Below are 12,310 nucleotides of genomic sequence, written 5' to 3' on the forward strand. Positions count from 1 at the left end.
GACGTCTGCAAGATCAAAGCAGATTCAAAGGGGTCAACGGCTCACCGCGCCACTCAAAAGCCACCGGCGCCAACACCTGATCGATCCGTGCCTCACTCCACAGGGTCGCAAAGCTTTTGCCTACGCCCGGATGCACTCTGTCCGGCGCAATCAGCGACAATGGCCACAGTACGAAGGCATTTTTCAGGATTTCTGCCCGGGGCAAGATCAAGCCATCGAAGTTGCCCACCAGATCGCCGAACAACAGCACGTCGATATCCAGCGGCAAGCCCTTGCGGTCCGGCGCGTAGCGGCCATTATCCGCTTCGATGAATTTCAGCCGTCGATCCAGCTCCATCAGTGGCAGATCGGTGAAGGCCGAGACCACAAAGTTGAAAAACGGCCCGCTTTTGATCCCCACCGGCTGGCTTTCAAATACCGCCGAGCAGCGCATATCCACCAGGAAACCCGCCAAGGCATCCAGGCCAGCCTGCAAATGGGATTCGCGCTCGATATTGCTACCGAGCCCGAGATACACCTGAGTCAGCGACATCCGCGCTCGATCTCCACGCCCACGCCCCTGGCAGCCGGAACGGCACCTGGCTTGGTCAGCTTGAGGTGCATCCAGGTGATCTTGAATTCACTCATCAGGACTTCAACCAGGCGTTCGGCAAAGGTCTCGACCAGTTGAAACTGCGCCTGGTCGGCGAACGCCTGGATGCGCGACGAAACGCTCGCGTAGTCGAGCGCCAGCGTCAGGTCATCACCGGCGGCGGCCGGGCGATTGTCCCAGGCGAAGCTCAGATCAAGTCGCAGACACTGTCGGATGCCTCGTTCCCAGTCGTAGGCACCAATCACGGTGTCGACTTCCAGGCCCTCGATAAACACTCTGTCCAAGCACTTCTCTCCGCTGCACGACAAGGGCGCAATGCGCCGTTAGAATCAGGGCGTCCTCGCCCGGAATAGTTAGCATGTTTTGGTCACTGGCGATTTTCGCCTACCTGCTTGGCTCTCTGTCCTTCGCCATTTTGCTCAGCCGCCTGACCGGTACCCCCGATCCGCGAATGAGTGGCTCGGGCAATGCCGGCGCCACCAATATGTTTCGTCTGGCCGGCAAAAAACTGGCCATCCTGACCTTGCTTGGCGACCTGAACAAAGGCCTGCTACCCGTATTGATCGCGGGCGCTGCGGGTCTTTCACTGCAGGAGCAGGCCTGGATCGGCGTCTGCGCCGTCATCGGTCACCTGTTTCCACTGTACTTCCGCTTTCGCGGTGGCAAGGGTGTCGCCACCGCGGCCGGCATGTTGCTGGGGCTCTACCCGCCCGCCGCACTGCTGGCGGTCTGCGCCTGGCTGCTGACGTTCTACCTGACCCGCACCAGCTCACTCGCCGCCCTGATCGCCACACCACTGATCCTGCCGCTGCTCGCCTGGCAAGAACCGGCGGCACTGCTGCCCATGAGTGCGCTCACGGGGCTGATCGTCTGGCGCCATCGCGGCAATCTACGCGACCTGTTTGCCGGGCGCGAACGGCATTTTTAAAATACCGTGCGCGCCGCTCATCACAGCGCCGATAACTGCTCCATCGGCCAGCGCGCCTGCACGCTGATCGCCAGGCTTTCATGCTGACCGGCCTGCAAGCGCTGGCAGCCAGCAAACGCAATCATCGCGCCATTGTCGGTGCAGAACTCCGGACGGGCATAAAACACGTCGCCCTTCATATCGCCGAGCATTTTTTCCAGTGACGTGCGCAATGCCTTGTTGGCGCTGACGCCACCAGCGATCACCAGACGCTTCATGCCGGCCTGTTTCAGGGCACGCTTGCACTTGATGGTCAAAGTCTCCACCACAGCCTGCTGGAACGCCAGCGAGATGTCGCAACGGGCTTGATCGCCGTCGTCCCCGGCGCTGACGCATTGCTGCCAGGTGTTCAAGGCGAAGGTTTTCAAACCGCTGAAGCTGAATGCCAGGCCCGGACGATCACACATCGGACGCGGGAAGACGAAACGTCCATCAACGCCTTGCGCCGCCAGACGAGCAATCTCCGGACCGCCCGGATAATTGAGGCCCATCATTTTTGCAGTTTTGTCGAACGCTTCGCCGGCGGCATCGTCGAGGGTCTCGCCCAGGAGCGTGTACTGGCCGATCCCGTCGACCTGAACCAGCTGCGTATGACCGCCCGAGACCAACAAAGCGACGAACGGGAACTCCGGTGGCTGCGGCTCCAGCATCGGCGCCAGCAAGTGACCTTCCATGTGGTGCACGCCCAGCGCCGGGATACCCCAGGCAAAAGCCAGCGCCTGCGCGCAGGAAGCCCCTACCAGCAGGGCTCCGACCAAGCCGGGGCCGGCGGTATAAGCGATGGCGTCGATCTCGGTCGGCACGCAATCGGCCTCGGCCAGCACCTGACGGATCAAGGGCAGCATGCGCTTGACGTGATCACGCGAAGCCAGCTCCGGCACCACGCCGCCATAGGCGCGGTGCAGGTCGATCTGACTGAACAGCGCATCGGCCAACAAACCGCGCTCACTGTCGTAAAGAGCGACACCGGTTTCATCGCAAGAAGTTTCTAATCCCAGTACTAGCATGGGTTTGCGCCTTGTAGAGGCTGAATTCGAAGGCGCGCATAATAGTCGTCGCGTGATGCCCCGACCAGCGGTTTTCGATCAGAGGCTTTGCATTCCGAGCGATGAGGGGTTAACATCCGCAACCCTTAAAAACCGACGTCTTCAAGTGCTCTTTTGCCGCGAGGATGTTGACCCCGGTAATGAATGAAGGTAGCTCTGGATGCCAGCCGTCAAAGTTAAAGAGAACGAACCCTTCGACGTAGCTCTGCGTCGTTTCAAGCGCTCCTGCGAAAAAGCCGGTGTACTGGCTGAAGTTCGTAGCCGCGAATTTTACGAGAAGCCTACTTCTGAGCGTAAGCGCAAAGCAGCAGCCGCTGTTAAGCGTCACGCCAAGAAAGTACAGCGCGAACAGCGCCGCGCCGTTCGTCTGTACTAATACACAGACGATCGTAGCAAGCTTCTGCCAAGCCCGGCCCTCAGCCGGGCTAATGGCATTTGCGGACAACGCTTGATGCTTCACCGTCAAAGCCGCAGACGCGACCGAGACAAACCTGCTTCACAGCGTCAGACCTGGCTCTTTTGCCAGCGGTGCACGTCTTTTCTGACGAGCCTTTCAAGGCTACTGACGAGCACACCCACTGATTCCTCTCACGACGATCAGCCCAAGGCACCTTCTTGCGTGCCCGCTTATGAGCTATCCGAGGCCATTGACTGGCCGTCGCCGGACTCAGCGAAACACTTTCAAATAGTCGAATGCTGATTGGTACTAACGTCAGTGGATTTTCGGCAGATACACTTCCCGACAGCGATTACGCAGACGACACCGGTCGAGCCGCACACCCTGCGCGCCTCAAACAATGACCAGCGTTCGGCCGCCCTTCGTTTCGGGTCCATTTCAGCGCAGATGACGAGAACGCCATGGCCGGGCTAATTCCCCAGAGCTTCATTGACGACCTTCTGAACCGCACCGACATTGTCGATGTGGTCAGCTCGCGCCTGCAAATGAAAAAGGCCGGCAAGAACTACACCGCCTGCTGCCCGTTTCATAAAGAAAAAACCCCTTCCTTCAGCGTCAGCCCCGACAAACAGTTCTATTACTGCTTCGGTTGCGGCGCTGGCGGTAACGCCCTCGGCTTCATCATGGACCACGACAACCTGGACTTCCCCCAGGCCGTCGAAGAACTGGCCAAAGCCGCCGGCATGGAAATTCCCCGCGAAGAAAGCGGCCGACCGCACAAACCGCGCCAGCCCACCGATTCGCCGCTGTATCCGCTGCTCACCGCCGCTGCCGACTTTTACCGCCAGGCCCTGAAAAGCCATCCGGCACGCAAAGCGGCTGTGGATTACTTGAAAGGTCGCGGCCTGACCGGCGAGATCGCCCGGGACTTCGGCCTCGGTTTCGCCCCGCCCGGCTGGGACAATCTGTTCAAGCATCTGAGCAACGACACCCTGCAACAAAAAGCCATGATCGATGCCGGCCTGCTGGTGGAGAACGCCGAAACCGGCAAACGCTATGACCGCTTCCGCGATCGCGTGATGTTCCCGATCCGCGACAGTCGCGGGCGCATCATCGCCTTCGGCGGCCGGGTGCTGGGCGACGACAAGCCGAAATACCTGAACTCACCGGAAACCCCGGTATTCCATAAAGGCCAGGAACTCTACGGCCTTTATGAAGCACGCAAGAACAACCGCAACCTCGACGAAATCATCGTCGTCGAAGGCTACATGGACGTCATCGCCCTCGCCCAGCAAGGCCTGCGCAATGCCGTCGCCACCTTGGGCACCGCCACCAGCGAAGAGCACCTGAAGCGACTGTTTCGCGTCGTACCCAGCGTGCTGTTCTGCTTTGATGGCGACCAGGCTGGCCGAAATGCCGCCTGGAGAGCACTGGAGGCCACGCTGCCGAGCCTGCAGGACGGGCGTCGGGCGCGCTTTCTGTTCCTGCCCGAGGGCGAGGACCCGGATACTCTGGTCCGCTCCGAGGGCACTGACGCCTTCCGCGCGCGAATCAATCAGCACGCCCAACCGCTGGCCGATTACTTTTTTCAACAATTGACCGAAGAGTCGGACCCGCGCTCGCTTGAAGGCAAGGCCCACATGGCCACCCTGGCCGCGCCGCTGATCGACAAAGTCCCGGGCGCCAACCTGCGCACCCTGATGCGTCAACGCCTGAGCGAAATCACCGGCCTGAGCGGCGAAGCCGTGAGTCAGCTGGCGCACAGCGCTCCCCAGGAAGCGCCACCGGCGTACGACCCGGGCATCGATTACGACGCCATGCCCGATTACAGCGACTACCATCAGCCGCAGGCACAAGAAATGTATGTGCCGCAGCAGGAGTGGACGCCGAAGAAACCCGGTGCAGGTGGCAAGAAATGGGACAAGAAACCGTGGGACAAGAACGGCAAACGCGGCGGCGACCATGATCAACCGCGAGCACCACGGATACCCGCTGCTGTAGAGCCGCCTACCCTGGCCGCCTTGCGCACGCTGCTGCATCACCCGCAACTGGCCGAAAAAGTCGAGGATGCCGGGCACTTTGCGGCCGAGGACCACACTAACACGCAACTGCTGGTCGCCCTGCTCGAAGCGGTGCAGAAGAATCCCAAGCTAAACTCATTTCAACTGATTGCACGCTGGCACGGCACTGAACAAGGCCGACTACTTAAAGCGCTGGCGGAAAAGGAATGGCTGATTGATGGAGATAACCTTGAACAACAGTTTTTCGACACCATTACTAGCTTGTCAGCCCGCCAACGCGAGCGAAACCTGGAACAACTTCTTCGAAAAGCGCGTCAAAGTGAATTGAGTGCCGAAGAGAAAAATCAACTGCGCGACCTTTTAAGTCGCAATGTTTCCGCATCAAGCCCGACCTCAACTGGCGCGTGAGGTCATAGCTCAGGTATAATCCTCGGCTTGTTTTTTGCCCGCCAAGACCTTCAGTGGATAGGGTGTTATGTCCGGAAAAGCGCAACAGCAGTCTCGTATCAAAGAGTTGATCCTATTGGGTCGTGAGCAGGGCTACCTGACTTACGCGGAGGTCAACGACCACCTGCCGGAGGATATTTCAGATCCGGAACAGGTGGAAGACATCATCCGCATGATCAACGACATGGGGATCAACGTATTCGAGGTTGCTCCAGATAAGGATGCCCTTATGCTGGCCGACGCCGATACCGACGAGGCGGCCGCTGAAGAAGCGGCCGCAGCGTTGGCAGCGGTCGAGACCGACATTGGTCGCACCACCGACCCCGTGCGCATGTACATGCGTGAAATGGGCACGGTAGAGCTCCTCACACGCGAAGGCGAAATCGAAATCGCCAAGCGTATTGAAGAAGGCATCCGTGAAGTGATGGGCGCAATCGCGCACTTCCCTGGCACGGTTGACCATATTCTCTCCGAGTACACCCGCGTCACCACCGAAGGTGGCCGCCTGTCCGACGTCCTGAGCGGTTATATCGACCCGGACGACGGCATTGCGCCGCCTGCAGCCGAAGTGCCACCGCCTGTCGACCCGAAAGCCGTGAAAGCGGACGACGACACCGACGACGATGACGCCGAAGCAAGCGATGACGAAGAAGAAGCCGAAAGCGGCCCGGATCCGGTCATCGCCGCACAGCGCTTCGGTGCTGTCGCCGATCAGATGGAAATCACTCGCAAGGCCCTGAAAAAGCACGGTCGCCACAACAAGGCAGCGATTGCCGAGCTGTTGGCCCTGGCCGAGCTGTTCATGCCGATCAAGCTGGTGCCGAAGCAATTCGAAGGCCTGGTCGAGCGTGTTCGCAGTGCCCTGGATCGTCTGCGTCAGCAAGAGCGCGCGATCATGCAACTGTGTGTGCGTGATGCACGCATGCCGCGTGCCGACTTCCTGCGCCAGTTCCCGGGCAACGAAGTCGACGAAAGCTGGAGTGATGCTCTGGCCAAAGGCAAAAGCAAATACGCTGAAGCCATTGGTCGCCTGCAACCGGACATCATTCGTTGCCAGCAGAAGCTGACCGCGCTGGAAACCGAAACCGGTTTGACGATCGCCGAGATCAAGGACATCAACCGTCGCATGTCGATCGGTGAGGCCAAGGCCCGCCGCGCGAAGAAAGAGATGGTCGAAGCGAACTTGCGTCTGGTGATCTCCATCGCCAAGAAGTACACCAACCGTGGCCTGCAATTCCTCGATCTGATCCAGGAAGGCAACATCGGTCTGATGAAAGCGGTAGACAAGTTCGAATACCGTCGCGGCTACAAATTCTCGACTTATGCCACCTGGTGGATCCGTCAGGCGATCACTCGCTCGATCGCCGACCAGGCCCGCACCATCCGTATTCCGGTGCACATGATCGAGACGATCAACAAGCTCAACCGTATTTCCCGGCAAATGCTGCAGGAAATGGGTCGCGAACCGACCCCGGAAGAGCTGGGTGAACGCATGGAAATGCCTGAGGACAAGATCCGCAAGGTATTGAAGATCGCTAAAGAGCCGATCTCCATGGAAACCCCGATCGGTGATGACGAAGACTCCCATCTGGGTGACTTCATCGAAGACTCGACCATGCAGTCGCCAATCGATGTCGCCACTGTTGAGAGCCTTAAAGAAGCGACTCGCGAAGTCCTGTCCGGCCTCACTGCCCGTGAAGCCAAGGTTCTGCGCATGCGCTTCGGTATCGACATGAATACCGACCACACCCTTGAGGAGGTTGGTAAGCAGTTCGACGTGACCCGTGAACGGATTCGTCAGATCGAAGCCAAGGCGCTGCGTAAGCTGCGCCACCCGACGAGAAGCGAGCATCTGCGCTCCTTCCTCGACGAGTGATCACAGAACCCCCGGCCCAGGCCGGGGGTTTTGCTTTATGCAGATTAAATTCCCCGCACGTCCCCCCCGCCGAATAGCCCGTCTACACTCGAAACATTCCCCCAAGCCATAACGAGACCGTTATGCCCAGATGGTCGACCGTGCTTTTTTTGCTGTCGCTGATGACCTGGACCGCAACGGCTGGCGCGCTGACTCTGACCGACGAAGAACGTAGCTGGCTGGCGGCTCACCCGGAATTGCGCCTGGGCGTGGACGCGTCCTGGCCGCCGTTTGAATTTCGCGACGATCATGGGCGCTATCAGGGCCTGGCAGCGGACTATATCAACGTCATCCGGCAACGGCTGGGCATCAAACTCACGCCCATCGAACCGGTCAGTTGGACTGAAGTCCTGCAGCAGGCCAAACAGGGCAAGCTAGACATCTTGCCGGGCATCATGTCGACCCCCGAACGCCAGACCTATCTGTCGTTCACCCGTCCCTACCTCGACTTTCCGATTGTCATTCTGGCCCACGTGGGAGGCCCCCAACCGCGAAAGCTCGAAGACCTGTACGGGCTGAAGATTGCCGTGGTGGAAAACTACGCTCCCCATGAACTGTTGCGCACCCAGCATCCCGACTTGAATCTGGTGGCGATGCCCAACGTCAGCTCGGCGCTGCAGGCACTTGCCACCGATGCCGTGGACGCCGTTGTGGGCGATCTTGCCTCCAGCGTCTGGAGCTTGCGCCAGCTCAAGCTCGAAGGGCTCTACGTCAGCGGTGAAACGCCCTACCGCTACCAATTGGCGATGGCCGTCCCGCCGAACGACAAGCTGCTGGTCAGTATCCTGGACAAAGTCCTGGCAGACATGAGCCCGAGTGAAATCAGTGCCATCCAGGAACATTGGGTCGGTAATGTCCTCGATCATCGAACCTTCTGGTCCGATGTGTTGATGTACGGCCTGCCAGGACTACTGCTTCTGATCGTCGTTCTGGCAGTGGTTATCCGGATCAACCGCCGACTGAGCTCGGAAATAGCCCGCAGGGTCAATCTGGAACAGGAGCTGCGCAGCAGCGAGTACCATTACCGCGGGCTGGTGGAGAGTCTTTCAGCCATCGCCTGGGAAGCACAGATCAGCGATTACACCTACAGTTACGTGTCGCCCCACGCCCAGGACCTCCTCGGCTACCCCCTGTCCCATTGGCTGATTCCGGGCTTCTGGCGCAACATCATCCACCCCGCGGACCTCACCCGGGCCCAGGCCTTCTGCGACCGCGAAGTGGCGGCCGGGCACGATTACAGCGTCGATTACCGGGTTATCACCGCTGACGGCCGCTGCCTGTGGGTCCGCGATATCGTCAGCCTGATCGAACACGGCCATGAACCGGTCCTGCGCGGGCTGATGATCGACATCAGCGAAGCCAAGCGCACCGAAGAAGCGCTGCGCCTGTCAGAACAGAAGTTCGCCTCGGTGTTCCAGCAATGCCCGGATATTCTGGTGATCGCGCGGCTTTCCGATGGTTGTCTGCTGGAAGTCAACGAAGCCTTCGAAGAGCAGATCGGTCTCAAGGCCGAAGATGTCATAGGCCAGACTGCCACCGACCTGAACATCTGGGGCGTACCCGGCGTGGGGCCCGGCTTGTTGCAGCGGTTGCAGGCCGGCAGCATCCGCAATCTGGAGATGCCCTTTCGCCGCAACAATGGCCAGGTGTTTACCGGCCTGATCTCCGCCGAGCCTTTCGACCTCGATACGACCCCGGCATTGGTGGTCGTGGTGCGGGACATCAGTCAGCTCAAGGAAACCCAGCAACAGCTGCAAACTTCCGAAGAGAAATTCGCCAAGGCCTTTCATGCCTCCCCCGACGGCTTGCTGCTGTCCCGGCAGAGCGATGGCTTGCTCCTGGAAGTCAACGAAGGCTTCAGCCGTATTACCGGTTTCAACAGCGCAATGTCTGTGGATCGGTCGGCCCTGGACCTGGGGATCTGGGTCAATCTCAACGAACGCAAACAGATGCTCGAATTGCTGCACCGGGACGGGTTCGTCCGCGACTTCAGCTGCCACATCCGCCGCAAGGACGGGCAGATCCGGCTCTGCGAGGTTTCAAGCCGACCGTTGCCCATCGGCGATGAAGACTGCATGTTGACCATCGCCCGGGACATCACCGAGCGGCACCTGATGCAGGAGAAACTGCAACAGGCCGCCACCGTGTTCGAGAGTACGGCCGAGGGTGTCTTGATCACCGATACCCAACAGCACATCAGCGCGGTCAATCGGGCCTTTACCGAAATCACCGGTTACAGCGAGACCGAAGCACTGGGCCACACCCCTCGCCTGCTCGCCTCGGGCCTGCACGACAGCGCCTTCTATGCGGCGATGTGGCATCAACTGACCGCCGAAGGTCATTGGCAGGGCGAGATTTCCAACCGGCGCAAGAATGGTGAGCTCTACCCAAGCTGGCTGACCATCAGCGCAGTGCGCAACCGGGACAAACTCATCACCCACTTTGTCGCGGTGTTCGCGGACATTTCCAGCCTCAAGCACGCACAAGCCAAACTCGACTACCAGGCGCACCACGATCCGTTGACCGGCCTGCCAAACCGCACATTGTTCGAAAGCCGCCTGCTGACCGCGCTGAACAACCAGCAGGAAAACGGTGGCCAGGGCGCCGTGCTGTTCCTGGACCTGGACCGTTTCAAACACATCAACGACAGCCTCGGCCACCCGGTTGGCGACCTGCTGCTCAAAGGCATCGCCGTGCGCCTCAAGGAGCAGCTGCGCGATATCGATACCGTGGCGCGGCTGGGTGGCGACGAATTCATCATCCTGCTCCCCGGCCTGCAACAGGCCAGCGATGCCGACAACATCGCCACCAAGTTGCTCAATTGCTTCGCGGCGCCTTTCCAGGCCGGCGAGCATGAGTTTTTCATCAGTGCCAGCATCGGCACCAGCCTGTATCCCAGGGACGGTTGCGACGTTGCCACACTGGTCAAGAACGCCGATGCCGCGATGTATCGCTCCAAGGCCAAGGGCCGTAACCGGGTCGAAAGCTACACCCGAGACCTCACCGCCCAGGCCAGCGAACGCGTGGCGCTGGAGCATGAACTACGACGCGCCATCGAGCGCAATGAGCTGTTTTTGTACTACCAGCCCAAAATCAGCCTCGAGGATCATCGACTGGTCGGCGCCGAAGCGCTGATTCGCTGGCATCACCCGACCTTCGGCGACGTGCCCCCCGAGCACTTCATTCCCCTGGCCGAAGAAAACGGCATGATCCTGCAAATCGGTGATTGGGTACTGGAGACCGCCTGCCGGCAGATGTACGAGTGGAATCAGGTCTATGAGTGCCTCGGCCCGCTCTCGGTCAACCTGGCGGGCGCTCAATTGCGCCAACCGAACCTGCTCGGCCGAATCGAGCAATTGCTCAAGGACAACCGACTCAAACCCGATTATCTGCAACTGGAGATTACCGAAAACTTCATCATGAGCCAGGCCGAAGAAGCGCTGGCGGTACTGCATCAACTCAAGCGCCTGGGCGTACAACTGGCCATCGACGACTTCGGCACCGGCTATTCATCCCTGAGCTACCTCAAACGCCTGCCGCTGGACATCCTCAAGATCGACCAATCCTTCGTCCGCGGCCTGCCGGACGACCCGCACGACGCGGCGATTGTCCGCGCAATCATCGCCCTGGGCCGCAGCATGCAATTCACCGTCATCGCCGAGGGCGTCGAAACCCACGCCCAGCAACAATTCCTCGCCACCGAAGGCTGCGAACAGATCCAGGGCTACATCGTCAGCCTGCCGCTTTCCCCCGACGAATTCGCCGCGACGTTTCTTCGTATGGCCGTATCGGATTTTTCGGATAGCACAGCCGAGAAACCATCGCTATAATCCGCGGCCTACTGAGGGCCTATAGCTCAGTTGGTTAGAGCAGAGGACTCATAATCCTTTGGTCCACGGTTCAAGTCCGTGTGGGCCCACCAACTCCAAAGCCGCGCATTGCGCGGCTTTCGCGTTTCTGGCTGGTGCACCACAGATACAGTCCTATGGTCCAAGGGTGCAATGCTGGTTCGCCAGCCGCCAAGGCGCTTCAAGGAGGTGCCTTGGCCTACAGGTCATCCTCTGGATTGCGCAACAGCCGCAACTCACCGCGTGCAACCTCATCCGGCACCGCGAAGGAGTACCGTCCCAGCATAGTGCCCAGCTCCAACGCAGCTGACATCTCCCGAGCACGATCATACTGATCGTAAGCCGAATCTAGGTCGAAGCTATTGTTCTCTTGCTTCAGGTCCCACAGCACACTTTCGGACGCCGAATGAGCCGTCTCTGTTGCCGCTGACCGAAAACTGACCTTGCGCGGGTGCGGTAGCTGGCGATGAGACCCGTGCAGACGTCAAATTCCCTGGGGGCCTCACATCAAAGACCGTTTGCATCTTAGTCACCGCTTGTAGAAAATCATCGCCTTTTTGCACGAATGGATACGCGCATGAAGTTCGAGAAGACCACGCAGTACAGGTCCGAGGAAGGGATCGTCTTCAATCTGTCTCAAATCACCCTCATGGAAAGCGACCGAGGTCGCCTGCGCGAGCTGCACTTTGGCGAAGCGAAACGCGCCCATTACCAAGTCAACAGCATGGTCGTCGATATGTACGACCGAATGCAGGCTCGAAACCTGCCATGCCTGCTGACAGTCTGCATTTCCAATCCCCTGACCCGGCAGCAGGCCGATGCTATCAGCACTATGCGCGGCAACGTCGCCAAGGGAATTGCTGCGGCCTCAGGTGGTGTTGCCGGGAGGGTAGGTGCGTTGGGCGGGCCGCTCATTGGCTGGGCTTCAGGTGCAGTCGTGACGACAGGTAATCAACTGGTACCTCAAAGGGGCCCAGCCGAACCTGCATGCAGGTGACGTGCTGGTCAGCATCGAGGGAGAGGTCCATGGCGGGATTGGCCCACAGCGCTCTGTCGTGACGCTGGTCATCAAGGTCT

At 59.6% G+C, this 12,310-nt stretch carries 9 protein-coding genes and 1 tRNA gene; 7 read left to right on the forward strand and 3 right to left on the reverse strand.

The window, feature by feature from the left end; genetic code table 11:
• Positions 1 to 13 precede the first annotated feature (13 nt).
• The gene (gene folK / locus PSH64_RS27450) at positions 14 to 532 is read right to left on the reverse strand and encodes a 2-amino-4-hydroxy-6-hydroxymethyldihydropteridine diphosphokinase (RefSeq protein WP_105340955.1); all 519 of its coding nucleotides are present in this window, start codon (positions 530 to 532) and stop codon (positions 14 to 16) included.
• The gene (folB, locus tag PSH64_RS27455; RefSeq protein ID WP_105340954.1) at positions 523 to 876 is read right to left on the reverse strand and encodes a dihydroneopterin aldolase; all 354 of its coding nucleotides are present in this window, start codon (positions 874 to 876) and stop codon (positions 523 to 525) included. The genes folK and folB overlap by 10 nt, the downstream gene beginning before the upstream one ends.
• Before the next feature lie 74 nt (positions 877 to 950).
• On the opposite strand from folB, the gene plsY reads away from it, so the two are divergent.
• Positions 951 to 1,520: a glycerol-3-phosphate 1-O-acyltransferase PlsY gene (gene plsY, locus PSH64_RS27460; protein WP_305479225.1), complete on the forward strand. Its 570-nt coding sequence runs from the start codon at positions 951 to 953 to the stop codon at positions 1,518 to 1,520.
• Between the two features lie 20 nt (positions 1,521 to 1,540).
• On the opposite strand, the gene tsaD is transcribed toward plsY, so the two are convergent.
• A complete protein-coding gene (gene tsaD / locus PSH64_RS27465) occupies positions 1,541 to 2,566 on the reverse strand; it encodes a tRNA (adenosine(37)-N6)-threonylcarbamoyltransferase complex transferase subunit TsaD (RefSeq protein ID WP_105340952.1) in 1,026 nt (341 codons plus the stop codon).
• Between the two features lie 199 nt (positions 2,567 to 2,765).
• Here tsaD and rpsU point away from each other — a divergent pair, with 199 nt between their 5' ends.
• From rpsU to PSH64_RS27495, 6 genes are all read left to right on the forward strand, one after another.
• Positions 2,766 to 2,981 (forward strand): 30S ribosomal protein S21, encoded by a 216-nt coding sequence (rpsU, locus tag PSH64_RS27470; RefSeq protein WP_002551877.1) that lies wholly within the window; start codon positions 2,766 to 2,768, stop codon positions 2,979 to 2,981.
• Between the two features lie 482 nt (positions 2,982 to 3,463).
• Entirely contained in the window at positions 3,464 to 5,431 is a 1,968-nt protein-coding gene (gene dnaG, locus PSH64_RS27475) for a DNA primase (RefSeq protein WP_105340951.1), read from the forward strand.
• 67 nt (positions 5,432 to 5,498) lie between these two features.
• On the forward strand, positions 5,499 to 7,346 hold the full coding sequence (gene rpoD / locus PSH64_RS27480; RefSeq protein WP_105340950.1) for an RNA polymerase sigma factor RpoD: 1,848 nt from the start codon (positions 5,499 to 5,501) through the stop codon (positions 7,344 to 7,346).
• Positions 7,347 to 7,468: 122 nt separating this feature from the next.
• Entirely contained in the window at positions 7,469 to 11,215 is a 3,747-nt protein-coding gene (locus tag PSH64_RS27485; RefSeq protein ID WP_105340949.1) for a bifunctional diguanylate cyclase/phosphodiesterase, read from the forward strand.
• Positions 11,216 to 11,230: 15 nt separating this feature from the next.
• Positions 11,231 to 11,307: transfer RNA gene (locus PSH64_RS27490), tRNA-Ile, on the forward strand.
• 503 nt (positions 11,308 to 11,810) lie between these two features.
• The gene (locus PSH64_RS27495) at positions 11,811 to 12,230 is read left to right on the forward strand and encodes a hypothetical protein (protein WP_305479226.1); all 420 of its coding nucleotides are present in this window, start codon (positions 11,811 to 11,813) and stop codon (positions 12,228 to 12,230) included.
• Positions 12,231 to 12,310: the final 80 nt, after the last annotated feature.

The sequence above is a fragment of the Pseudomonas sp. FP1742 genome (assembly GCF_030687145.1).
GTDB lineage: Bacteria > Pseudomonadota > Gammaproteobacteria > Pseudomonadales > Pseudomonadaceae > Aquipseudomonas > Aquipseudomonas frederiksbergensis_D.